At 71.7% G+C, this 21,556-nt stretch carries 23 protein-coding genes and 5 tRNA genes; 7 read left to right on the top strand and 21 right to left on the bottom strand.

Annotated features, from left to right (window positions below):
* Positions 1-97: 97 nt before the first annotated feature.
* Complete coding sequence (locus BIV01_RS00850) at positions 98-1,561, top strand: peptide MFS transporter (protein ID WP_071301622.1); 1,464 nt, start codon at positions 98-100, stop codon at positions 1,559-1,561.
* 146 nt (positions 1,562-1,707) lie between these two features.
* Here BIV01_RS00850 and BIV01_RS00845 read toward each other — a convergent pair whose 3' ends face one another.
* The 6 genes from BIV01_RS00845 to BIV01_RS00820 form a co-directional block, all read right to left on the bottom strand.
* On the bottom strand, positions 1,708-1,998 hold the full coding sequence (locus BIV01_RS00845) for a hypothetical protein (RefSeq protein ID WP_254791752.1): 291 nt from the start codon (positions 1,996-1,998) through the stop codon (positions 1,708-1,710).
* A gap of 23 nt (positions 1,999-2,021) precedes the next feature.
* Positions 2,022-2,927: a glycoside hydrolase family 16 protein gene (locus BIV01_RS00840; protein WP_071301621.1), complete on the bottom strand. Its 906-nt coding sequence runs from the start codon at positions 2,925-2,927 to the stop codon at positions 2,022-2,024.
* Between the two features lie 258 nt (positions 2,928-3,185).
* Positions 3,186-6,554 (bottom strand): ATP-binding protein, encoded by a 3,369-nt coding sequence (locus BIV01_RS00835; protein WP_071301620.1) that lies wholly within the window; start codon positions 6,552-6,554, stop codon positions 3,186-3,188.
* Complete coding sequence (locus tag BIV01_RS00830) at positions 6,551-7,345, bottom strand: DUF4194 domain-containing protein (RefSeq protein ID WP_071301619.1); 795 nt, start codon at positions 7,343-7,345, stop codon at positions 6,551-6,553. Before BIV01_RS00830 ends, BIV01_RS00835 begins: the two co-directional genes overlap by 4 nt.
* Positions 7,342-8,874, bottom strand: coding sequence for a DUF3375 domain-containing protein (locus BIV01_RS00825; protein ID WP_071301618.1), 1,533 nt, complete (start codon positions 8,872-8,874; stop codon positions 7,342-7,344). The genes BIV01_RS00830 and BIV01_RS00825 overlap by 4 nt, the downstream gene beginning before the upstream one ends.
* An 84-nt stretch (positions 8,875-8,958) precedes the next feature.
* Positions 8,959-9,031, bottom strand: a tRNA-Val gene (locus BIV01_RS00820).
* A 205-nt stretch (positions 9,032-9,236) separates the two neighbouring features.
* Between BIV01_RS00820 and BIV01_RS00815 the strand changes: the two genes are divergently transcribed.
* The 3 genes from BIV01_RS00815 to BIV01_RS00805 all read left to right on the top strand — a co-directional run bounded on the left by BIV01_RS00815 (position 9,237) and on the right by BIV01_RS00805 (position 9,554).
* Positions 9,237-9,308: transfer RNA gene (locus BIV01_RS00815), tRNA-Gly, on the top strand.
* A gap of 82 nt (positions 9,309-9,390) precedes the next feature.
* Positions 9,391-9,464, top strand: a tRNA-Cys gene (locus tag BIV01_RS00810).
* A gap of 15 nt (positions 9,465-9,479) precedes the next feature.
* Positions 9,480-9,554 (top strand) — tRNA-Val (locus BIV01_RS00805).
* Positions 9,555-9,699: 145 nt separating this feature from the next.
* Here BIV01_RS00805 and BIV01_RS00800 read toward each other — a convergent pair.
* On the bottom strand, positions 9,700-10,170 hold the full coding sequence (locus BIV01_RS00800) for a hypothetical protein (RefSeq protein ID WP_139199155.1): 471 nt from the start codon (positions 10,168-10,170) through the stop codon (positions 9,700-9,702).
* 330 nt (positions 10,171-10,500) lie between these two features.
* Between BIV01_RS00800 and BIV01_RS00795 the strand changes: the two genes are divergently transcribed.
* On the top strand, positions 10,501-10,824 hold the full coding sequence (locus tag BIV01_RS00795; protein WP_071301616.1) for a hypothetical protein: 324 nt from the start codon (positions 10,501-10,503) through the stop codon (positions 10,822-10,824).
* A 13-nt stretch (positions 10,825-10,837) separates the two neighbouring features.
* Here BIV01_RS00795 and BIV01_RS00790 read toward each other — a convergent pair whose 3' ends face one another.
* Both BIV01_RS00790 and BIV01_RS00785 read right to left on the bottom strand, forming a co-directional pair.
* The gene (locus tag BIV01_RS00790) at positions 10,838-11,662 is read right to left on the bottom strand and encodes an ornithine carbamoyltransferase (protein ID WP_071301615.1); all 825 of its coding nucleotides are present in this window, start codon (positions 11,660-11,662) and stop codon (positions 10,838-10,840) included.
* A gap of 47 nt (positions 11,663-11,709) precedes the next feature.
* Positions 11,710-12,390 (bottom strand): HAD family hydrolase, encoded by a 681-nt coding sequence (locus BIV01_RS00785; protein ID WP_071301614.1) that lies wholly within the window; start codon positions 12,388-12,390, stop codon positions 11,710-11,712.
* A 44-nt stretch (positions 12,391-12,434) separates the two neighbouring features.
* On the opposite strand from BIV01_RS00785, the gene BIV01_RS20400 reads away from it, so the two are divergent.
* Positions 12,435-13,511: a GNAT family N-acetyltransferase gene (locus BIV01_RS20400; RefSeq protein ID WP_083413683.1), complete on the top strand. Its 1,077-nt coding sequence runs from the start codon at positions 12,435-12,437 to the stop codon at positions 13,509-13,511.
* Here the strand turns inward: BIV01_RS20400 and BIV01_RS00775 are convergent.
* The 9 genes from BIV01_RS00775 to BIV01_RS00735 form a co-directional block, all read right to left on the bottom strand.
* Positions 13,477-14,343 (bottom strand): SMP-30/gluconolactonase/LRE family protein, encoded by an 867-nt coding sequence (locus tag BIV01_RS00775; protein WP_083413682.1) that lies wholly within the window; start codon positions 14,341-14,343, stop codon positions 13,477-13,479. The genes BIV01_RS20400 and BIV01_RS00775 overlap by 35 nt on opposite strands.
* A 12-nt stretch (positions 14,344-14,355) precedes the next feature.
* Complete coding sequence (locus tag BIV01_RS00770) at positions 14,356-14,598, bottom strand: hypothetical protein (RefSeq protein ID WP_071301613.1); 243 nt, start codon at positions 14,596-14,598, stop codon at positions 14,356-14,358.
* Between the two features lie 102 nt (positions 14,599-14,700).
* The gene (locus BIV01_RS00765) at positions 14,701-15,486 is read right to left on the bottom strand and encodes an alpha/beta fold hydrolase (RefSeq protein WP_071301612.1); all 786 of its coding nucleotides are present in this window, start codon (positions 15,484-15,486) and stop codon (positions 14,701-14,703) included.
* Positions 15,487-15,515: 29 nt separating this feature from the next.
* A complete protein-coding gene (locus tag BIV01_RS00760) occupies positions 15,516-16,613 on the bottom strand; it encodes a fatty acid desaturase family protein (RefSeq protein WP_071301611.1) in 1,098 nt (365 codons plus the stop codon).
* Between the two features lie 88 nt (positions 16,614-16,701).
* Positions 16,702-17,415: a GAF and ANTAR domain-containing protein gene (locus tag BIV01_RS00755; RefSeq protein ID WP_071301610.1), complete on the bottom strand. Its 714-nt coding sequence runs from the start codon at positions 17,413-17,415 to the stop codon at positions 16,702-16,704.
* Positions 17,416-17,427: 12 nt separating this feature from the next.
* Entirely contained in the window at positions 17,428-18,126 is a 699-nt protein-coding gene (locus BIV01_RS00750; protein WP_083413681.1) for a GAF and ANTAR domain-containing protein, read from the bottom strand.
* Between the two features lie 87 nt (positions 18,127-18,213).
* Positions 18,214-18,666 (bottom strand): hypothetical protein, encoded by a 453-nt coding sequence (locus BIV01_RS00745; protein ID WP_071301609.1) that lies wholly within the window; start codon positions 18,664-18,666, stop codon positions 18,214-18,216.
* A gap of 69 nt (positions 18,667-18,735) precedes the next feature.
* The gene (locus BIV01_RS00740) at positions 18,736-19,212 is read right to left on the bottom strand and encodes a DinB family protein (protein WP_071301608.1); all 477 of its coding nucleotides are present in this window, start codon (positions 19,210-19,212) and stop codon (positions 18,736-18,738) included.
* 3 nt (positions 19,213-19,215) lie between these two features.
* A complete protein-coding gene (locus BIV01_RS00735) occupies positions 19,216-19,425 on the bottom strand; it encodes a hypothetical protein (RefSeq protein ID WP_071301607.1) in 210 nt (69 codons plus the stop codon).
* 42 nt (positions 19,426-19,467) lie between these two features.
* Between BIV01_RS00735 and BIV01_RS00730 the strand changes: the two genes are divergently transcribed.
* Positions 19,468-19,539: transfer RNA gene (locus tag BIV01_RS00730), tRNA-Gly, on the top strand.
* A 290-nt stretch (positions 19,540-19,829) separates the two neighbouring features.
* Here BIV01_RS00730 and BIV01_RS00725 read toward each other — a convergent pair.
* Genes BIV01_RS00725 through BIV01_RS00715 form a run of 3 tightly spaced genes read right to left on the bottom strand, consistent with a single transcriptional unit; the run spans position 19,830 to position 21,456 of the window.
* Positions 19,830-20,084, bottom strand: coding sequence for a DUF6510 family protein (locus BIV01_RS00725; protein WP_071301606.1), 255 nt, complete (start codon positions 20,082-20,084; stop codon positions 19,830-19,832).
* Entirely contained in the window at positions 20,081-20,866 is a 786-nt protein-coding gene (locus BIV01_RS00720; RefSeq protein ID WP_254791751.1) for an FAD-binding oxidoreductase, read from the bottom strand. The genes BIV01_RS00725 and BIV01_RS00720 overlap by 4 nt, the downstream gene beginning before the upstream one ends.
* Complete coding sequence (locus tag BIV01_RS00715; protein WP_070418930.1) at positions 20,863-21,456, bottom strand: molybdopterin-dependent oxidoreductase; 594 nt, start codon at positions 21,454-21,456, stop codon at positions 20,863-20,865. Before BIV01_RS00715 ends, BIV01_RS00720 begins: the two co-directional genes overlap by 4 nt.
* Between the last annotated feature and the right edge of the window lie 100 nt (positions 21,457-21,556).

Below are 21,556 nucleotides of genomic sequence, written 5' to 3'. Positions count from 1 at the left end.
TGGGTCGGCCGCGGTCGTGGGAACCCTCCAAACGACCGCGCCCGGCGTTCCTGAGGCGAGTTCAGCGATTCGGCGCGGCCCGGCTCCGAGGGGCAGAATGTGCGGCATGTCAGGTACCACCAATCCCGCACGCGGGCGGACCTTCTTCGGGCAACCGTTCGAGTTGTCGACGCCGTTCGCCGTCGAGCTCTGGGAGCGGTTCTCGTTCTACGGGATGCAGGGCATCGTCCTCATCTACATGTACTACACGCTCTCGCAGGGCGGGCTGGGCATCGACAAGGGCGTCGCCAGCGGGATCATGGGTGCCTACGGCGGAGCCGTGTACCTGTTCACGATCATCGGGGCGTGGATCGCCGACCGCCTGCTCGGTGCGGACCGGACGTTGTTCGGCAGCGCCATCGTCGTGATGCTCGGGCACATCGCCCTCGCGCTCATCCCCGGTGTCGCGGGCGTCGGCGTCGGCCTCGTGCTCATCGCGCTCGGCTCCGGCGGGCTCAAGGCCACGGCGACGACGATCGTCGGCGGGCTCTACAGCCGGGACGACCCCCGTCGTGACGCCGGCTTCTCGCTCTACTACCTCGGCGTGAACCTCGGGGCGTTCTTCGGTCCGCTCCTGACCGGCCTGCTGCAGAGCTCGCTCGGCTTCCACTACGGCTTCGGCCTTGCTGCGGTCGGCATGGCGGCCGGGCTCGTGCAGTACGCGATCCGCCGCCGCAAGCTGCCGGAGTCCGTGCGCCACGTCACGAACCCCGTCGACCGCCGTCGGCTCCCGCTCATCGGCGTGCTCGTCCTCGTGGCACTCGCGGTGATCGTGGTCGCCGTGCTGACGGGGCTCCTGAACGTCGACAACCTGCCCACCGTGGTCGTCGCCATCGTCATCCTCGCCACGATCGGGTACTTCGTGGTGATCCTCTCGAGCGGCATCACCGCGCAGGAGCGGTCGCGCGTGTTCGCCTTCATCCCCCTGTTCATCGGCAGTGCGGTGTTCTGGTCGCTGTACCAGCAGCAGTTCACCGTCGTGACCGTCTACTCCGACGAGCGCCTCGACCGGTCCCTGTTCGGCTGGGAGATGCCGGTCTCGTGGGTGCAGTCGATCAATCCGGTCTTCATCATCGTGCTGTCCGGCGTGTTCGCGGCGATCTGGACGAAGCTCGGCGACCGTCAGCCGTCCACCCCGACGAAGTTCGCCCTCGGCACCGGCATCATGGGCGTCGCGTTCCTGCTCTTCCTGCCCTTCGTCGGCACCGGGCAGAACGGCACGCCGCTGCTCGCCCTCGTCGGGATCCTGCTCGTCTTCACGATCGCCGAGCTCCTGCTGTCGCCGGTGGGCCAGTCGGTGGCCACGAAGCTCGCACCGCCGAAGTTCCAGACGCAGATGGTGGCCCTGTTCTTCCTGTCGGTGTCGCTCGGCACCGCCGTCACGGGGGTGCTCTCGCAGTACTACGACCCGGCGGACGAGGCGCCGTACTTCGCCGTCCTCGGGCTCGTCGCCGTCGCGGTCGGTGTCGTCCTGCTCGTCCTCGCCAAGCCGGTGCTGAAGCTCATGCGCGGCATCCGCTAACCTGAGGGCAGCCAGACCGGCCCCGGAACCAAGGAGTCACCAATGCTCGAACTCATCGCAGGCGTCATCATCGGCATCGGCGTGCTCGGCGGCGTAGGGGTCTGCATGGCCTTCGCAGCCATGATGAAGAGCGGCAACGAGGAGTACTAGCCCTCGGTGTCCGGTGCCGGCTCGATCGGCACCAGCTGACGACTCAGGACGGTCGCGCGCTCGAACGGGCCGCGGCCGTCCTTCGTGTAGACGGGTTCCTCGAACGCGATCGTCCAGGTGCGCTGGGTCCCGCCGAGCTGGCTGCCGCCCGGTGCGACGATGACGCCGATCGGCTCGTCGGCCCACTCCTCGCCGCCCTGGTCGGTGTCGACGACCTGCACGAGGGCACCGATGCCGAGGCCCGGTCGGTCGTCGGGGCGGGGGCTGGGGGAGCGGCGTCCGAACACGCGCCCACCGTACCGCGCGCGGGTCAGTTCCAGATGGAGATCCAGTCGACGGACACGGTGCCCGTCGCGTCCGTCGGGACGGCGCCGTGATCGGTCCACGTCTCGCCCTGCAGGGTCACGCGCATCGGCTTCGTCGGCACGGCCTCGGTGGTGGAGGAGACGAGCTCCCCGTCCCAGTAGAAGCGGACGATGCCCGTGTCCCACTCGGTGGTGGCGACGTGGTACTCGGTGGTGTCTGTCTTCGCGTGGACCTGCACCGAGCGGTCGTACTTGACGTGACGGTTCGCGTACGTTCCCGGGATCGCGGACGCGGGTCGCGGCGATGCCCCGAGCGTGAGTGACTCCGGCCAGTCGATCTCGCCGTCGTTCCAGTCGTCGGAGGACGGCCACAGCATGCCGACGAACTTGTACCCGTCGGTGACCGTGGTCTTGTAGCGGATGCTGACGCGTGCCGTCGTGTGCGGTGCGTACCCGTCCGGCATGACGGCGGCGACGAGCGGTCGGCCGCCCTCGGAGTGGAAGTCGAAGTCGAGGTTGCCGTCGGCGACGGACAGCACCTTCGCAGGGGCGTACGTGCCGAGTCCGCTGGTGTCCTGGAATCCGTCGTAGAGGCCCATGCCGGGGTAGACGGACGCCACCGTGCCGAGTGCGGCGGGCTTCGTGAAGTCCTCGGCGTACGACTGCCGCCAGGTGCGTCCGTTCGACGTGACGTCGCCGACCGGGAGCGTCGTCGGCACGGCTGTCGGGGTCGCGGTCGGGGTCGGGGTCGCGGTGGGTGTGGGCGTCGGCGTGACCAGCGGAGTCGCTGTGGCGGTGGTCGGTGCGGCTGTCGACCCCGGTGCCGTGGAGGACGGGACACACGCAGCCAGCGCGCCGGCCACGAGGAGCCCGGTGACGATCGCGCCTGCGGTGCGTGTGCGAGTGGTCACGGTACGGTCCCTGCTGGAGTCGGTGGAGCTCCTGGCGATCGTAGTCAAGGAGTGCCCGGCGGCCTGCTGTTACCGACACCCCAGTCCGGGGGTGACGGTGACGTTCGCTCCGGTCGCACGACATGCCGTGCGCCCGTCGCTGAGGTCGCACGAGGTGCCGCTGCTGCCGGCGCCGGGCGGCAGTTCGTGCGATCCCGGCGGCCCGCGGACGGGCGGTCGGCCCGCAGACGGGCGGCGGCACGGGGACGGGCGGCGCGCCTACGCCCCCACGGCGGCCCGCGCGATCTCGGTGATCGACGAGTGCCCGGTGTCCGGGTGCTTGCGCATCGACAGGAGCCGCTCCATCGAGGGCTCCAGCGCCGTGACCTTGTCGAGCGGCGCACTCACGACGAGCTGGAACCCGAGCCGCAGCCACGCCGTCACCGCACGCCCCGCGAACTCCGAGTCCGCCTTGATGAAGGCCTCGTCGAGGAAGACCGGCGCGAACCGCGGCCGCGGCCGGGTCTCGTCGCCGAGCTGGTACCGGAGCGCGGCACCGACGATGAACGCCACGAGCTCCTGCGTCTCACCGCCGGACTTGTCGCCGAGGGACGAGTACACGCCGAGGTCGTTGCCCTCGGTGTCGTACCGCACGGCCGTGATCTCCATGTGCCGCCGGACGTCGAGCACGGCGTCGCGCTGCCTGGTCCGGCCGCCACGCGGGACGGACGGGTCGGGGCGGATGACGGCCATGAAGCGTCGGAGCCGGCGGAACCGGGTCTCGAGCACGTCGTCGGTCAGCTCGGTGTCGACCGACGCCGACAGTGCCCGCAGCTCCCGACGGAAGGCCGTGACCTCTTCGCGCGTGACCCGGCGGATCTGGATCTTCAGCCGGTCGCGGTTCGCACCGAAGGGCAGCTCGCGGAGGATCTCGTTGACCGGTTCGAGCCGCTCCTCGATCTCGACGACGGCCCGGTCGAAGGCGCCGGCGAGCGGGACGAGGTCCTCGCCGCTCCACTGCGACAGGCGTCGGCGCCACTCGCTCCGGCGGGAGTGCAGGCCCGTCGCGACGATCTGGTCGAGGATGGCGCGGTAGTCGGGGTAGGACGCGACGCCGGTCCCGAGGTTCGGGTCCGGCCATGCGTCCTGGTAGCGCTGGAAGGTCAGCGTCAACGCGGTCGAGGCCGAGGCGGCGCCGTCGAGCGCCTGCGCGAGGCGTTCCTCGAGCCGGCGCTTCAGGCGGCGGGTGGCGTCGTCGAAGCCGTCGACGCCGTCCGGCGCTCCGATCTCCTCGAACGTCTCGGACAGCAGCTGCGCCTGTCGGTCGTCCGGCAGGGCGTCAGGAGTGTCCTCGAAGCGCGACAGGATCTCGGCCGCGGCGTCCTGACCGTCCACGAGCACGGCGTGCCGCTCCTCGAGCCGGGCGACGGACTGGCGGGCAGCGGCGCGACGGTCCGACGCCTCGTCGAGGGACGCCCGGAGCCGACCCACGGCCGAACGCAGGGTGCGGAGGCCGTCGTCGGCGGCGAGGAGTGCCTGGCGTTCCTGGTCGAGGCGGGCGAGCGAGTCCTCGAGCCCGACGACGTCGATCGCCTCCCACGTGACGTCGACGATGTGCTGGTGCGCGGCGCGGAGGACGTCGAGCGCCGTGATGTCCTGCGCGACGTCGGTGCGCCGGGCCTCGAGCGTGGCGAGGTCCTCGGCGATCGCGGCCAGCTCCTGCTCCACCGAGGCGACCCGCGCCTCGTTCGTGAAGCCGATGACGTTCGCCTGACGCCGGTCGCCGTGGGCACCGCGTCGACCGTCGCGGAGCTGCCCGGACTCGGTGACGCGCCGGCCGCCGCCGCCGAGGTCCGCGGCGGACCCGACGCACCGGGCGTCGGTGCGGTCGGACTCGATGCGTTCGCGCACCCAGGTGCTGAACGGCGACTGCTTGATCGCGAGTTTGCCGGACACCATGGACGGGTCGCCGTCGACGTCGATGTGCGGCCCCGTCGGGACGCCCTCGAACTGCACGCGCACCGGCAGGCGGAGCGCGTCGATCGCCTCGCTGAAGTCGGCGAGGCGGTCCTGGTCGACCAGGAGCGTGCGGGCGACGGGCGCCAGGACGGACTCGATCGCCGTGCGCCAGCGCTCCTCGCCGGGCAGCACGTCGAGCAGTTCGGCGACGAAGGGCAGCTCGGACGGGTCGATGCCGGCGGCGCGGGCCATCGCCAGTCGGGCCTCGTGCATCGGCAGCGGCATGGCGCCCTGTCGGTGCTCGAGCGACTGACGCTCCTGGCGGAGGGACCGCTCGCGGTCGAGGAGCGGGTACTCCTCGCGGGTGAGGGCGTCACGGCGCTCGTCGAGCTCCGCGCGCGACGCGGGGTAGGTGCCGAGGAACTCGTGGGACGCCCGCTGCACGGCGGTGAAGGACTGCTCGGTGGACACGGGCGACCCGAGCACGGCCGTCCGCTCGTCGAACGTCGCCCGGGTGCGGACGACGGCGTCGCGCTCCCGCGTCCGACGGTCGATGCGGTCCTCGAGCTGCGCCAGCGCGTTCCCGCCCTGGTCGCGGAGCCGGGCCTCGGCATCGCGCAGCTCGATCTCGACCGCGGCGTGCCGGGCCTCCGCCGCGGCGACCTCGGCGCGGGCAGCCGTGCGTTCGCGCCCGTTGCGGTCCACCTCGGCGTCCAGGAGTGCGCGCTTGCGCGATGCGGTCCAGTGCGCGAACGGGGACACCTCGGCGCCGGTCGCGATCCCGTCGAGCGCCTCGGCCGCGGCCCTCGAGCGCGCGATCTCGGCGTGCAGTTCGGTGATGGGGGAGAGGATGCGGACCTTGCGCTCCTCGGTGTCCATCGCCTCGTACGCCTCGTCGAGGGCGGAGAAGTGCGCGAGGGCACGGTCGGCGGCCTCGTACGTGCCCGGCGTCTCGAGCACGAGCGACTTGTACAGGGCGTCGACGGTCGGTAGGTGCTGCCCGGCCTGGATGCGCGCGAGGAGCCGCATCGCCCGGTTGCCGCCGCCGGAGTCACCGATCCCGAGGCGGGTCTGCAGCGTGTACGCGAGCTCCTGGTAGGTGTCGCGGATGACGAGCCCCGGCACGCGTCCGGTGAGCTCGAGGTGGTGGAACCGCGTCGGCACGAACTCCTCGAGCCGGCGCAGGTCGAACGTGTCGTCCACCGTCGCCATGGTCATCTGGATGTCGCCGACGCCCCGCGCACGCTTCGGCACGATGTACGCGCGCAGCACCGTGAAGCGCCGCTCGTCGTCGTTCCGGAACGTCACCGCGACGGCACCCCACGTGGTCTGGTCGTCGCCGCGCAGGTTCACGTCGCGCAGGGCACCGGACTCGGGGTCGCGACGGGTGTCCACCTTGCCGCGCAGGTACGTCAGCAGGTTCCGCTGGTCGGCACTGCGCGCGCGCCCGGTGGTCGCGTCGTTCGACGCGCCGTTGAACGGCACGTCCGACGGCATCATCACGGCGAGGTACGCGTCCATCAGCGTCGACTTGCCGGTGCCGGACGCGCCCGAGATGAGCGTCGCGGTGCCGGACAGCTCGACCTGGCGGTGGCCGTGGAAGCCGCCCCAGTTCACGACCTGCATCGACTCGGCGCGCCACTGCGCGACGGTGTCGAACAAGGCCGGGATCTCGAAGGTGTCGGTCACGCTTCCGTCTCGCCTTCGTCGTCGGTGTCGGTCTCGTCGGCCAGGAGGGACGGGTCGTCCCCGTCGGTCGGCTCGCCGTCCGGGGTGGTCGCGTCACCGGGCGCGGTGGCGGTCCGCGACGCTGTGGTCGCCAACCACGTGTCCAGGTCGCGCAGCCGCTCCAGGGGGAGCAGCACCTCGACCACGCTCGCGACCCGGAACCGGTCCGGGTCGCTCGTCTTCAGCAGGATCCGGGCGGTCACGAGGCGTTCGACCGCCTTCGCCACGCGGCCCTCGTCACGGGTGCGGTCGGTCGCCGTCGCGGGGCGGAACCCGGCGACGTGCCCGAGGATCTCGGAGCGGTCGACGACGACCTGGTCCGGGCCCGGGCGGGTGTCGGCACGGAGGCGCATGCGCAGGTAGACGAGGACGATCGTCTCCTCGCGCGTGTACGGGACGTCGCGCAGCAGGGTGGGGAAGCCGCGGCGCTGGCTCTCGGAGCGGGCCTGACGCTTCCAGGCGACCTCGCGGTCGCGGTCCACGTGCAGTTCGAGGAACAGGTCGTTGAGGCGCGAGCGGAGCTGGTACTCCGCGTCGAGCACGGCGCGCCACTCGTCGGCGTGCGTCCGTGCGCTGACGTAGGAGTTGCGGAGCAGGGCCACGAGGGCACGGCGCTGCCGGTCGTCCAGTCGGCCCTCGTCGCCCTCGAAGAGGGCGAAGCTGGTCTCGTCGCGCTCGTCGTCCTGCGGGACGGGTGCGGGGCCGTCGTAGGGGACCGTCTCGTCGACCGGTGCCGGCGTCGTGTCGCTCACCGCGCCTCCTGTGCGTGTTCGTCGTTCGTCGTGTCTGGCGTCCGGTCGTGGCGCTCGTCGGTGAGCGCCGCGGTCGGCATGTGGAAGGTGACCGGGCTGCCGTCGGGACGGACCGTCCGGTGCTCGGCGAGGTGCGTGGCGGACTCGAAGTCCTCGTGACCGGTGAGGAGGTGCGCGAGCCCGAAGAGCTCGACCGGACGCCGCTGCTCCGGCGGCAGGCCGTGGAAGGCGTCGACGCTGGAGTCGGCCTCGGCGGAGCGCAGTGCCGCGCGGAGCTCGGTGAGGAGCGGTCCGCCGTGTCGCCGGAGCGTCTCCACGTCGAGTTCCTCGAAGACGTCGTCGTCCGGCTCCTCGATCGCGGGCGGCACGGACTCGGCGTCCGGGTCGTAGAACCGTTCGCGCAGCGTGCCGACCTCGGCCGTCGCCGGCAGGAGGCCGAGGGGCAGCCGGTCGCGCGCCGACCCCTGCTCCATCCAGGTCGCGAGCCCGCGCTCGATCGACCGGATGACGGCGTCGAGCTCGCGGTCGCGGGCGACGTCGTGCGCGACGATCTGGTCGCGCAGCGTCGCCGTGAGCTGTCGTCGCTGGGCGAGGACGTCCTCGATGCCCTGGCGGAGGATGACCACCGTGTTGCGGAAGGCCCGGCGCTCGGACGCCCCGAGGGAGTCCGCGAAGGGGTGGGCCAGGATCGTCGCGATGTCGTCTCGGAGCCGCAGCAGCAGGGCGTCGTCGCGGAGCAGCTCGAACGCCCCCTCGAACGCACGGCCCTCGGGGGTGGCCTGCATGAGGTTGTCCGTGCGGGCGAGGTAGTCGTCGAGGATCTCGCCGATCGGACGGACCTCTTGCCGGAAGTCCTCGACGATCGAGCGGTGCATCGTCGCCACCGCTTCCTCCACACGCTTGAAGTCGCTCGGGAGCTGGCGGATCAGGTCGGAGATGTTCGTGTAGCCGTCGCGCATCCGGGCGTCGTCCACGGTGTCCACGTCACCGTGCTCGAGTCGCTCCCGCTCGGCCTGGAGCTCGGCGATCTGCGCGTCGATGCGCCGGATCTGCACGTCGGGGTCGGGCTCGGCGCGGGCGGCCCAGCGGTGCACGGCGTCGACGATCATCGCGAGCCGGCTCTCGCTGATGAGCGCCCGGTCTGACGACAGGGCGTGGACGAGGGACAGGGCCTCGAGCGCGTGGCTCGTCAGGGAGTACTGCTCGTCGCCGTCGGGGGAGTTCGAGCGGACGAGCCACTGCGCGGCGACCCACTCGCGGCAGAGGGCGCGGCCGTTCGGTCGGGCGTCCTGCTCGGGCTGCTCCGCCTGCTCGCTCGCGGGGGTGCGCGCGCCGGCGGCCTGGAGCCGTGCGACGTGCTCCTCGACCTGCAGGTGCATCCGGTCCGCGGGGACGTACTGGACGTCGCGGTCGAACACCGTGCGGAACACGGCGAGGACGACGGCGCTGGTCGGCCGGGACATCAGCCGGAGGGTCGGACGGTCGAGGACTGCCCGGACCCGGGCGAACTCGAGGTCGACGTCGGTCATGCGCCCCTTCGTCCGATCTGGCTGGTGACTGTCTCAACAGATGCGAAGAGCCCGACGCTGTTGCGCCGGGCTCTTGCGGGTGGGTGGGCGATACCAGACTCGAACTGATGACCTCTTCGGTGTGAACGAAGCGCGCTACCAACTGCGCCAATCGCCCCCTGCACTGTGCGTGCCAGTCGATAGTAGCGGATGCCGGGGCCGGTGCCGAACACAGCGCGCTTCCCGGGTGTGGCGCGGACGGTGGAACCCGCCCGATCCGCATGAACACGGGGGACACGCCCGGTGAACGAGGAGGATTTTGGTGGATGCCCCCGGGTTCGTATAGAGTTTACGTCGTCGCCGCGACAGCGGGTCAGACAAATGCGGATGTGGCGCAGTGGTAGCGCATCACCTTGCCAAGGTGAGGGTCGCGAGTTCGAATCTCGTCATCCGCTCGAGTGTGGTGTTCTCCGGAACGTCACGACTCACCAGAGGGTATCCCACCGTTCGGGTACTCACGGAGACGTGAACCTCGATGGTGGGGTGGCCGAGAGGCTAGGCAGCGGCCTGCAAAGCCGTCCACGCGGGTTCGAATCCCGTCCCCACCTCCAGTTCCACACTCCTCTGGGCGATTGGCGCAGCGGTAGCGCGCTTCCCTGACACGGAAGAGGTCACTGGTTCGATCCCAGTATCGCCCACCACACAAGAAAGCCCCCGGGAAACCGGGGGCTTTCGTGTTTGATCAGCCACGGCGCGAACCGCAGATCAGAGCACGTGGCATGGTCTTGGCGCGATCGAGCGTCCGCGTGTGCCCGTGGTGCGAGCTCGGCGTGTTCAGCCACCGGTTCAGCATCTGCGTCGGTCGCGCTCGACGGCCGACATCGGTGCCGGCGCTTCATCGGGTCGACCTCGATGAGGTGGAGCAACGGCATGGCGGACAGGCGGGGCCGGTTGCGGGTGCGTGTGACGCCATGTGGCTATGGCGGCCGCTGCACCCGCTGGTGCTGACACCAGCAAGGGGAACTGCCAGATCCAGCCGCCGCCGTACAACGCGACCACTCCCTGCATGCAGCCGGCAGCCAGCGCACCGGCGACGACCGCGTGGGTAGCGACGTGCACCGCCGTGTTCCGGACGGAGGTGAGGAGCCTGCCGGTGACGTAGGTGAACGGCAGTGCAACGGCCGCCCCGCCGATGCTGATGATGCCGGCGATGAACACCGTGGTCATGCCGAGGAACACTGCGGAGCCGTCGGCACCGGAGAACAGGCTGACCAGGATGCACACCAGCAGCACGGTGGGGGTGGTGACACCGACCATCCACAGGTAGCTCTTGCCGACGAGCCCGAAGGTCTCACGTGCGGTCCATGTCCCCATGACTGCAACTATGCGGCAATCGCGGTGCAGGCGTGTGGCTCCCGTACCGTTCGTGACCGAACAGTCAGCGTCCCGTCATGCTTGCTCCGAGTCTGCGCCATTCCGTTGACACCGCAGACGCCGACGCTGCCGTGCACCACGAGGAAGCCCCCGGGGATCCGTGGGCTTTCGTCGTTCCGGCGTCGGGTCTCGCTCTCCGTCCCTTCGAGGACGCTCACGCCAGGACGCGGTTCCCCTGCCCGTCGCCCGGTCGTTCCCGTCTACGGTTGCCCCATGTCCGACGTCGGTGCGCCCGGGCCGCTCTCCCGGGTGACGGTCTCGGTGATCTGGGCGCTGGCGGCCGTGTTCAACGCGGCGTTCGTCGCCTTCTTCGCGTTGTACACGGAGGCTCACGACCGGGCTGTCGACCGCTCGGAGTCGACCGGTGCGTTCGACCCGTCGCAGTTGCTCCCGCACGATGCTGCGCTCTGGGTGGTCGCGCACGCTGCGCTCGGACTCCTCGTCGTGCTCGACGGTGTCGGCATCGCGCTCTCCGTGCGATCTCTCCGGGTCCGTGCCGGGCGGTCGGGCCGTGCTCCGGTGCGAGTCGAGCGGTAGGGAGTGGGCCGGATCAGGCGAGACCGATGCAGTGCGCCAGGACGGCCTGCTGCACCGGCAGCAGCGACCCCTTGAACCTGTGCCCGACGAAGGCCGGGTGTGCCGCGGCGTCCGCGCTGACCTCCCGTCCGCGCACGAACGGCGGACACGGGGCGAAGCGGACGCCGGTCGGTGCGGTGTCGAGCAGGTCCGCCGTGACCCGGAACGGCTCGAGCGCCTCGGCATGCCGCCCGGGCCCGTCGGTGATGACGACGTCGGCCGTCCGGATCGCGGTCGCGAGGTCGTCCGTCCACGCGGCTCCGGGGGTCGCGAGGTCGGCGGGGCAACACTGCACCAGGTCGAGCTGCAGGACGCGGGCGGCCTCCTGCCACGCCCGGGCGATGTTGCCGTCGGCGCCCACGAAACGGAAGCGCAGCGTGCCGAGGTCGCGCTGCTCCCGCCGCAGGGCGTACAGGTCGGACAGCACCTCGCACGGGTGGTTCTCGTCGGTCATCGCGTTCACGACGGGGAGTGCTCCGGCAGCCGCGAGGCCCTCGACGACGGTGAGGTCGTGGTGGCGCACGACGAGGACGTCCGCCCACGAGGCCAGGTAGCCGGCGACGTCCGAGAGCGCCTCGGGCTTGTCGAGCGTGGTGTCCGGGAAGACGATCGGCTGCAGTCCCATCGTCGCGGCACCGCGCTCGAACGTGACCCGCGTGCGCAGGCTGGTCGCGGGGAAGAACATCACCGCAGAGCCGTCGGTCGTCGGCCCCTGACCGGTGCGGTACGCGTCCGCGAGGGCGAAGACCTCCTCGACCTCGTCTGCCGTCCAGTCGTCGAGCCGGGTCAGGGAGCGCATCGCACCAGCCTAGGGAACGGCGCGAGCCGACCCGGACGACGCGTCGTTCAGGACTCGCCGAGCGCGGACAGCACCTGCTGCCGGACGTCGGGTGCACCCTCGGCGTACCGGTCGACGAGGACGGTGCGCATCCCCGCGGACCGGGCCCCGGCGACGTCGCGGACCGGGTCGTCGCCGACGAAGAGGCACGCCGACGCGGGCACCCCCAGTGCGTCGGCGAGCGCGTGGAAGGCTCGCTCGTCGGGCTTCTGCACGCCGATGCGCTCCGAGATGCACACCGCGTCGAGGGCGGTGTCGAGTCCGGTCGCGGCCAGCTTCTCGGACTGCTGCGCGGCGGACCCGTTCGTCAGCAGCCCGAGGCGGTAGCCGCGCGTCCGGAGCTCGCGGAGCAGCGGCACAACGTCCGGGAACGCACGCCAGGCGGCGCGGTAGGCGTCGAGGTACCGCTCGAACACGCTGTCCAGAGCGTCGGGGTCGTGGGGGAGCACGATCCCGAGCGGGGGCAGGACGGTCCGGAGCCGCTCGCGCCGCTGCTCCTGGAAGCCGATCTCGCCGGAACGCCAGCGCTCGAAGTGCTCGTCCTCGGCGGCGGACCAGGCGTCGAGCACCGACGGGGTGACGGTGACGCCCAGCCCGGTGAGGAACTGCTCCGCGCCGGTGCGGGCGGCGCCCCGGTGGTCGAAGAGGGTTCCGTCGAGGTCGAACCCGACCGCTCGCGAAGGTGCCACGCGGCCAGGCTACGGCGTGTCCCGGCGACCGTACGATGGCGGTGATGGACATCTCGCTGCGCCCCGGTACCCCCGACGACGTGGAGTGGGTCGCGGAGCTCCGGGCCGAGGTGCTCCGAGCCGACCTCCGCCGACTCGGCCGGTACGACGACGTGCGCGTTCGGGAGCGGCTGCGGTGCGGGTTCCTGCCCGACAGCACGCGGGTCGTCGTGGTCGACGGCGCCGACGTCGGCTCCGTCACGGTTCGGTTCGACGGCAGCGACCGGTGGATCGAGCACCTCTACCTCGCGCCGCACCTGCAGGGGCGCGGCATCGGGTCGACGGTGCTGCGGACCGTGCTGGCCGAGCCGCACGCCGGGGACACGCGGCTCATCGTGCTGCAGGGGAGTGCGGCACAGCGGCTCTACGCGCGGCACGGGTTCGTCCGTGACCACGAGGACGACGTCGACGTGGTGATGGTGCGTCCCGGCGACCCGGACCCCGTCACGTCGGCGTACTCGCGTCGCGCCGCCGAGTACATCGAGCACCTGGGGTCGATGACGTCCGTGCACGCGGCCGACGAGGCGCTGGTGACGGCGTGGGCGTCGACCGTCGACGGACCCCTGCTCGACGCCGGGTGCGGCCCCGGACACTGGACCGCACAGCTCGCCTCGCTCGGTCACGACGCACGGGGTGTGGACCGGGTCCCGGAGTTCGTCGCGCACGCTCGGCAGGCACACCCGGGCGTCCCGTTCGCGGTCGCGGACGTCGACGCACTCCCCGACGAGCCGGAGAGCCTCGGAGGCGTCCTGGCCTGGTACTCGCTGATCCACCACGACCCGGCTGCCCTGCAACGCCCGCTCGAGGAGTTCGCGCGGGTCCTCCGCCCCGGCGGCCGGCTGCTCGTCGGGTTCCCCACCGGACCGGACGTGGAGCCGTTCGACCACGCGGTCACCACCGCCCACCGGTGGTCGGTGGACCGTCTGGCAGCAGCGGTCTCCGCAGCGGGCTTCGACGTCGTCGAGGCGGTCACCCGGGACGCCGACGACGCGACCCCGCGGCCGCACGGAGCGATCTCCGCGCGGCGTCACGACCGACCGGTCGCCGTCACCACCCCGGGACCTCGACGCGCACCGAACTGATCCGACCGGCCCGGGTCCGTGCCGTCACGGCGGGGTCGTAGCTGTCGGCGGTCGCGAGGTAGAGCGTGCGCCCGTCCTCGCCGCCGAGCGCACAGTCGATCGCACACCGCCCCGGGGCCTCGATGCGGTCCGTCACCGTGCCGCCCTCGACGACCCGCAGGAACTCGCCGGTGTCGACGGAGCAGACCCAGACCGCGCCGTCGCGGTCGACGGTGCTGCCGTCCGGCGTGGTGCCGGGGAGCGCCGCCCACTCGCGTCGTCCGGCCAGGGAACCGTCGGGCTCGATGTCGAACGCCGTCAGACGACCACCCCACGTCTCGCTGACCACGAGCGTGCGGGTCCCCGGGAGGACGTTCGCACTGTTCGGGAAGACGAGGCCGTCCGCGGCGAGGCGGTGGGAGCCGTCGGTGTCGATCACCCAGAGCGGGCCGGGGCGGAGCTCCTCACCGCCGTAGAGGTCGTAGCCGAAGGCACCGATGTAGGTGCGGCCGGTGGCGTCGTCGACGACCAGGTCGTTGAGCAGCGAGGACTCGACCCCGGACAGGTCGGCGAACACGTCGGCCGCGCCGTCCTCGCCCACGGCGACGACCGTGCGGGACTCCATCGCGCTGACGATCAACCGGCCGTCCGGCAGCCACCCGAGGCCCGAGGACTGCCCGTCCACCGTGGCCTCGAGCCGGGGCTGCACGCCCGGGCCGGGGCGCAGCGAGAACACCTCGCCCGTGTGCATGTCGGAGTACCAGAGCCTGCCGTCGTGCCACCGGTTGCCCTCGGGGAACCGAATGTCGGCGGCGACGTCGGTCGCGGTCGTGGAGTCGAGTGTGATGTGCACCGACCCAGCCTCTCAGAGCTCGCCGGGAGGCCCCGACTGCCAGCGGACCCACGCCTCGAGCTGCGCCTTCGCACTCTCGAGACTGGTGTGGAAGCCGGTCATGTCGCCGTCCCGCAGCCGCACGACGTACCGCGACCCGAAGACCACCGTGCCGATCACGACGGAGCCGCACCGCGCCTCCCAGGTCCGCGGATCGACCGCCGCCCAGCGGACGTCGTCGGTCTCGGAGTGGTCGGTGCTGGAGAGGGAGGTCATGGTGCTTCCGGTCGCTGGACGATGGGATCGTTCCGGCGGCCGTGGGCTGGGGTCACCTGGCTCGACGGTAGTCCTCGGCGGCTGGGCGGCGGACGCCCCGGCTCAGGCCATCCGGTCGAGCCAGTCGCGGAACAGCGCCGCCGCGACGGCCGGACGTTCCAGATGGGCGTTGTGCCCCGCCGCGTCGAGCACGGCGTACGTCGCGCGGGGGTAGTGGTCGCGCAGCGCCCAGCCGTCCTCGTACCCGACCACGTCGTCCTGACGGCCGAAGAGGTGCAGTGTCGGCGCGGTGAACGGATCGGGGTGGAGCGCCTCGGGTTCGGTGTGCAGCGCGTAGTCGGACGCGATCCGGTCGACCACGGCCTGGTCGGCGGCGCGCAGGCCGGGGAGCACGGACTGTTCGTACGCCTCGAGCGTCGCGGTGGTCTGGACGACGCTGAGCGCGGCGAAGTCGTCGCGGGCGGCACCGGGCTCGGCCGCGGCGACCACGGCCGGATCGGGGAGGACGACCTGTCGCGGGGGCACTCGTCGGCGTGCGTGGTCCGGTTCGACGACGCCGACGATCGTGGCGAGGCCGAGCACCTGGCCGCGGAGCTCGTGCGCGACGGAGCGCGCGACCATGCCGCCGAACGAGTTGCCGACGATCGCGAACGGCTCGTCGCCCAGGTGCGCACGGACCGCTTCCCGGACGGCGTCGGCGACGTCCTGCGCGCTCGAGGCCGAAGGGTCGTACCCCGGCGACTCGCGGACCCACGGCAGGTCGAGGTGGACCCACCGCCACGGCGCGTCCGTGACGGCGCGCTCGAGGGGGAGCAGGATGCGGTGGTCGATGCCGAAGCCGTGCACGGCGACGAGCGGGCGGCCCTGACCGGTGGTGCGTGTGATCACGCCCGGACCCTAGCGGGGACCGCCGACGGTCACGGGGCCCGGAAGCGCTCGACCACCGGGCAGGCGAACGGATCGCTCGCCGCCAGGCCGACCTCGTTGAGGTACCGGACGACGATCACGTAGGAGTGCACGAGCGTCGTCTCGGTGTAGGGCACCCCCTGCTCGTCGCAGTACCGGCGGACGAGGTCCCGCGCCGCACGGAGGTTCGGCCGGGCCATGCTCGGGAAGAGGTGGTGTTCGACCTGGTGGTTCAAACCGCCCATGAAGAACTCGACCCACCGCCCGCCGCTGATGTCGCGGGAGGTCAGAACCTGGCGGGAGAGGAAGTCGACCCGGCGTCCGGCCTCGATGATCGGCATGCCCTTGTGGTTCGGCGCGAACGCGATCCCCATGCAGAAGCCGAACACCGCCAGCTGGACGCCGAGGAACGCGAACGCGATGCCGATCGGCAGGACCCAGAAGACCGCACCGACGTAGAGCACGAAGCGCCCCGCGAAGACGGAGCCCTCGGCCCAGCGGTGCTTGACGGCGCCGCGTCCCGTGTAGGTGCGGATCGACTGCCAGTGCAGGTTCGCGCCCTCGACGAGGAGCATCGGGAAGAACGCCCACCCCTGCACCCGGACGAGGACGTGCAGGAAGCCGGTGCGGCTCCGCGCGTCCTCCGCCCGGAACGAGATCGCGTCGAACGAGATGTCCGGGTCCTTGCCGACCGTGTTCGGGTTCGCGTGGTGCCGGGTGTGCTTGTTCATCCACCAGGCGTAGCTGATGCCGGTCAGGAACGTGCCGACGTACCGTGCGGCACGGTCGTTCCAGTCGTGACTGGCGAAGACCTGCCGGTGTGCGGCCTCGTGCGAGAGGAACGCGAACTGGGTGAAGAGCAGTCCGAGCACCCCCGCGACGACGAGCTGCCACCACGAGCCGCCGAGCACGGCGAACGCGGTGCCCGTGGCGACGAGCAGCGCCGTGAGGACGGCGACGAGCCCCCAGTACCAGCCGGTCCGACGACCGAGGAGTCCGGCGGTGCGGACCTGGGCGAGCAGCGCGGTGTAGGTCGACGTCGTGTCGGGGCGGCCGTCGCGCGGTATTGTCTTCCGGTAGCTGACCGGTGCGGTCGTGTCGTCGACCATGGTGTCCTCCTGGGTGCAGCGGTGACGCTGTAACCGGGGACCGGGGCTACGTGCTGTCCTGCACGGTACGCGGAGCGACCTGCGCGGCTCAGGGGATGACGAGTCGCCGCTCCACGACCGCGCGCGCGACGTCGGCGAGCAGCTCCTGGTTGGACCGCGCGTGGGCGCGCAGCTTCGCGAAGGCCTGGTCCATGTCGATCCGGTGGGTCTGGGCGAGGAAGCCCTTCGCCTGCTCGATGACGATCCGGCTGTCGAGCGCGCGCTGGAGCTGCTGCTGCGCCAGGTTGGCGTGTTCGAGCGACCGCTGCTGCAGGATGCTGATCGTGGCCACGTCCGTGAGCGCCTGGGCAGCGAGGGCGTCGTCGCGGTTCAGGGCGCCCTCGCTCTCGCGGAACAGGTTGAGCGACCCGAGCGTGGTGTCGCGGAGGCGCATCGGGATGGCGTGGACCGAGGCGTAGCCGGACTCGGCCGAGGCCGCGGCGAACGTCGGCCACCGGCGTTCCATCTCGGCGTGGTCGCGCACCGACACCGGGCGCCCGGTGGCGAAGCACTCCACGCAGGGGCCTTCGCCGGCGTCGAGCTGCAGGAGTCCGAGGAAGCTCGACCGGTCGCTCGTGGACGCGAGGACCTCGAGCTCCTGTGACTGGTTGACGAGCAGGATGCCGGCGGCGGACGCGTCGAAGATGTCGACGACGCTGTCGACGAGGTTCTGCAGGAGTTCGACCACGTCGTAGTCGTCCACGAGGATGTCGGTCAGGGCGACGAAGGTGTCGACGAGTCGGTGCTCGCGGGTCGGTGCCATGGTGCGTGCTCCCTAGGTCTCGGAACCGTACGGCCGGGCGAGGTCGAGTCGGCGTTCGATGATGTCCGCGGCGACGTCGCGGACGGTGCGTTCGGTGGCGTACGCGTGGGCCTGCAGGACGAGCAGGGCGTCCTGGACGCTGATGCCGAGCTGGGCTGCGACCATACCGGTGGCCTGGTGCACCTCTCGCCTCGAGTATCGTCCGGGCTCCATGTCCGCGCGCCCGTCGGCGGCAGCGGCCAGCAGGGCGTCCCGGAGGACACGCCGAGCGGCGACCGTGCTCAGCTCGATCGCGCCCTGGACCTGTCCGCGGGTCAGGGTCCGTTCCTCGCCCACCGTGAGGTCGACGGCGCCGACGGGGATCGTGCCGATGCGCATCGGGAAGGAGAAGAGCGCGCCGACCCCGGCCCGGAGGAGCTCCTCGAGCGCGACGGGCCAGCTCGCGGTCGTCGTGGCGGTGAGATCGGCCTCGAGGACCGGACGCCGGGTCTCGAGCGCCTGCCAGCACGGTCCCTCGCCGAGGTCGAGTTGGATCTCGTCCACGCGCTCCGCCATCGCGTCACTCGCGCACACCGTCACCGAACCCAATGGGTCGCCGAGCGTCGAGATGCCGACGCTCGTCACGGGGAGGGTGGCGAGGAAGGGCGGGCACAGGTCGGTGCCCTCCGGCGCGGCCTGCATGGCGGCCGCTGCAGCAGCGAAGTGATCCATGGGTGACACCGTTCTCGGTCGTCCGCCGTCGTGCGATCCGTCGCACGGTCCATCCGGCCGTCGATGCATTGTCCGTTTTCCGAGACCCTAGTGCACCCGTGCTGCCTCCGGGACGAAGCGGATGCGTTCCGCTGCCCGTGTCACGTCCTGCGCCCGGGCCGTCCGGTCGTCGAAGTCGGCCCGTGCTGCGTCCCGCGCGACCTCCTTCTCGGCCAGCGACGCGCGACTGACGGTGTCGACGATCGTCGCGACGGCGGTGGCGAGGCCGCGTTCGAGCTGCCCCAGGTTCGTGTGCCCGATCACGAGGCGGCGGTCCTGGACGTCGAGTGTCACGTCGGGGTACCCGGCGGCGGCGAGCCGGGCGTGTCCGTCGGCACCGCGCAGCGCCGTGGTCTCGGTGGCGTCTGGTCGACGGTTGAACACGGCCGGGACGTCGTAGTACTCCGCTGACGCGGGGCTACCGAGTTCGCTGGGGAGGCCGGAGGCCACCACGCTCGTGAGTGCGAGGGGTGTCGTGGCCGCCTCGGATGGGTTCGTCATGGGGTCTCCCTCGGCGGTTCCCCAGGGTGACCGAGGGGTTCCGCGGTCCACCCTGGTGACACCGTGCCGTCAGTGTGGGGCCACCCGATGTGCACGCTCCCAGCCGGCGTGGAGGTCGCGGAGCAGCGCGACCTCGGCGGCGTGGTGCACGAGCTCGTCGACGACGTGCAGGACGAACGAGAGCCGACTGTCGGCGCCGTACGGACCCGCGACCGGACCGAGGGGCTCGGACGCCGAGTCGCCGAGCCCACGGGCCAGCGCGGCGAAGCGGGCGGCGGCGTCGCGGACGGCGGCGACTGCCGCATCCGCCGACGCCGCGGGGACGGGTGCCGCCTCGTCGGACGGTCCGGCGCCGAGGAACTCCCGGTTGCGCGGTTCGTCGAGCGTCTCGGCGATGTGGTCGAGCCGCCAGCGGATCGACACGCGCGGTTCGTCCCCGATCGGCTCCCAGGCCCACTCGTCGTCCGTCAGGCCCGCGACGCGGTCCAGGAGGCGCGTGGTGGCGTACTCGAAGAGGGCGGTGACGTCCTCCAGAGCGGTGGTCACTGCTCAGCCGACCGGCCGGTAGATCGCGATCGGGGGTGCCTGGTCGTCACCGTCGTCGTGGCTCTCGCCGGAGGACAGCCAGGTCCGACCCTCGTGCTCGATCGTCGTCGGCAGGTCGCCGTGCACGAGGATCCGCGCCGCTGGTTCGTCGCCGTCGACGAGGTCCACACCGTGGGCCTGGGTACCGCCGGGGTTGTCGTGCACGTAGCTCATGGTGTGATCGAACTCCCTCGGCCTGGTAGTGTTCTCGTGTACGCGGATGTGGCGCAGTGGTAGCGCATCACCTTGCCAAGGTGAGGGTCGCGAGTTCGAATCTCGTCATCCGCTCGGAACTGCGAAGGCCCCGGTCACTCGACCGGGGCCTTCGTCGTCCGGGCTGGTGGCCGGATCCGCTCCGTGGGGCGCAGGCTTCGGGTGCCCGCGCCCCTCGGACGCGCGGGCCACCGTGCCCACTCGAGCGCCGGCGGATGGGTGGTCCGGTCGGCGCCCATCGGGTGATCCGGAGCGGCGCCCCGTCCGGATGGGTCGGATCCCGGACCGTGCGGTTTCCCGCACGGATCCCGCATCCCCTCGCACATGCTCGGCGTGTCGTTTGCACTCCGCCCGGACGGACGTTCTCAGTCGGCGTCGAGCGCGACCCGTGCACCAGGGATGCCGACCCACGGTCCGCCCGGAGCATCGACGACCGTGACGAGCACGTCGTCGCAGTGCGGGCACCGCGCGACGAAGCCCATCGGGCTGGCGTGCACCCGGGTGCCCGCGAGCGCCCCGACCGTCCTGCACCCCGAGCACCGGAGCGCGGCCACCGTGGGGTCCGAGCCGAGGAACCCGATGAGCACCCCGGCCAACGCGTTGCCGTCGAGCACGGTCATGCGCTGCCTCCGAACCGCTCGGCGCGGACGTCGCTCGTGTCGTGCCCGAGCTCGCCGAGCCACGTCAGCACCTGCTCGACGAACGGCGTCGACCCGCAGACGTAGACGAGGGCGCCGGCGTCCGGCGGGAACACCGCTGCGGCCAGGGCGTCCCGGGTGAGTCGGCCGGCCGGGACCGCGGCACCGTCCGGGGCACGGCGGCTGTACACGACGGTGGTGTCGACCCCGGCGGCCTCGGCACGGGCGAGCTCGGTGCGGAAGAACACGTCCTCCGGCGTGCGCACGGCGTAGAGGAGCCGGAACGGTGCGGCGTCACCGGCGTCGGCGTGCGCGCTCGCGATCGCGGCGAGCGGGACGATCCCCGAACCGCCGGCGATGAGCTGCACGGGCCGCTCCGACACGCCCGGGCGCCAGACGAACCACCCGCCGAGCGGTCCGTGCACCTCGAGTGCGTCCCCGACCTCGACGGCGTCCACCAGGAAGGGCGAGACCTCGCCGTCCTCGACCCGGTCGACCGCGAGCACGACCGACGTCGTCGCGCCGGACGAGGCGATCGAGTAGGAGCGGGACGCCTGGTACCCGTCCTCGGCGGTGAGGCGCAGGTCGAGGTGCTGGCCGGGGTCGTTGCCCGGCCACGTCGGGACCTCCAGGACGATCCGCCTGGCGTTCGGGGTCTCGGGGGAGACGGCGGCGACCGTCGCGGCGTGCCAGGCCGGCCGCCGCCGGACGCCAGCCGACGTCGGCGGGGTGATCCGTTCCTCCAGGCCCTCCACCGCGCTCACCAGTACCGCTCTTCCTTCCACGGGTCGCCGTGCAGGTTGTAGCCCGCGTTCTCCCAGAAGCCGGGTTCGTCGTCGGACTGCATGACGATGCCGCGCACCCACTTCGCGCTCTTCCAGAAGTACAGGTGGGGGACCAGCAGGCGTGCGGGACCGCCGTGCTCGGGGGTGAGCGGTTCGCCGTCGGCCTCGAACGCGATCCACGCCTGGCCGTCGAGGAGCTCGTCGAGCGGCACGTTCGTCGTGTACCCGCCGAAGCTGTGCACCATGCAGTAGTCCAGCGAGGTCTCGACGTCGGCGAACAGCCGGTCGAGCGGGACACCGCGCCACGGCATGTCGAGCTTCGTCCAGTGCGTCACGCAGTGGATGTCGACGGTGACGTCCTCGACGCCGAGCGCCTGCACCTCGTCCCAGGTCCAGCTGTGCAGGCCGGACTCGGTGCGGATCGAGAAGCTCCAGTCGGACGGTTCGATCTCGGGGGTGGCGCCGGCCGACAGCACGGGCCAGTCGCGGACGAGTGTCTGGCCCGGTGGGATGCGCGGGTCGTCGCGGTCGTCACGGCGACCGCCGAAGCCTCGGGTGAACGTCGCCATCGGTGCTCCTCGGTCGCGTGTCCGGCGACCACGCGGGCGCCGCTCTGGTCGATCATCCCGCCTCGCACAGGCGCTCGTGTAACGGGTTGGTAAACGTTCC

This window comes from Curtobacterium sp. MCBA15_013 (assembly GCF_001865095.1).
In the GTDB taxonomy this organism is placed as follows: Bacteria; Actinomycetota; Actinomycetes; order Actinomycetales; family Microbacteriaceae; genus Curtobacterium.
This window is presented reverse-complemented; position numbering and strand designations above follow the sequence as displayed.

What these genes read in the sequence shown, in the direction of transcription:
- BIV01_RS00750 (WP_083413681.1), bottom strand. Translation starts at nt 18,126, where the DNA reads ATGGATCACTTCGCTGCTGCAGCGGCCGCCATGCAGGCCGCGCCGGAG.
- BIV01_RS00760 (WP_071301611.1), bottom strand. Translation starts at nt 16,613, where the DNA reads ATGGTCGACGACACGACCGCACCGGTCAGCTACCGGAAGACAATACCG.
- BIV01_RS00795 (WP_071301616.1), top strand. Translation starts at nt 10,501, where the DNA reads ATGTCCGACGTCGGTGCGCCCGGGCCGCTCTCCCGGGTGACGGTCTCG.
- BIV01_RS00770 (WP_071301613.1), bottom strand. Translation starts at nt 14,598, where the DNA reads ATGACCTCCCTCTCCAGCACCGACCACTCCGAGACCGACGACGTCCGC.
- BIV01_RS00755 (WP_071301610.1), bottom strand. Translation starts at nt 17,415, where the DNA reads ATGGCACCGACCCGCGAGCACCGACTCGTCGACACCTTCGTCGCCCTG.
- BIV01_RS00725 (WP_071301606.1), bottom strand. Translation starts at nt 20,084, where the DNA reads ATGACCGTGCTCGACGGCAACGCGTTGGCCGGGGTGCTCATCGGGTTC.
- BIV01_RS00850 (WP_071301622.1), top strand. Translation starts at nt 98, where the DNA reads ATGTGCGGCATGTCAGGTACCACCAATCCCGCACGCGGGCGGACCTTC.
- BIV01_RS00735 (WP_071301607.1), bottom strand. Translation starts at nt 19,425, where the DNA reads ATGAGCTACGTGCACGACAACCCCGGCGGTACCCAGGCCCACGGTGTG.
- BIV01_RS00825 (WP_071301618.1), bottom strand. Translation starts at nt 8,874, where the DNA reads ATGACCGACGTCGACCTCGAGTTCGCCCGGGTCCGGGCAGTCCTCGAC.
- BIV01_RS00800 (WP_139199155.1), bottom strand. Translation starts at nt 10,170, where the DNA reads ATGGTCGGTGTCACCACCCCCACCGTGCTGCTGGTGTGCATCCTGGTC.
- BIV01_RS20400 (WP_083413683.1), top strand. Translation starts at nt 12,435, where the DNA reads ATGGACATCTCGCTGCGCCCCGGTACCCCCGACGACGTGGAGTGGGTC.
- BIV01_RS00715 (WP_070418930.1), bottom strand. Translation starts at nt 21,456, where the DNA reads ATGGCGACGTTCACCCGAGGCTTCGGCGGTCGCCGTGACGACCGCGAC.
- BIV01_RS00790 (WP_071301615.1), bottom strand. Translation starts at nt 11,662, where the DNA reads ATGCGCTCCCTGACCCGGCTCGACGACTGGACGGCAGACGAGGTCGAG.
- BIV01_RS00745 (WP_071301609.1), bottom strand. Translation starts at nt 18,666, where the DNA reads ATGACGAACCCATCCGAGGCGGCCACGACACCCCTCGCACTCACGAGC.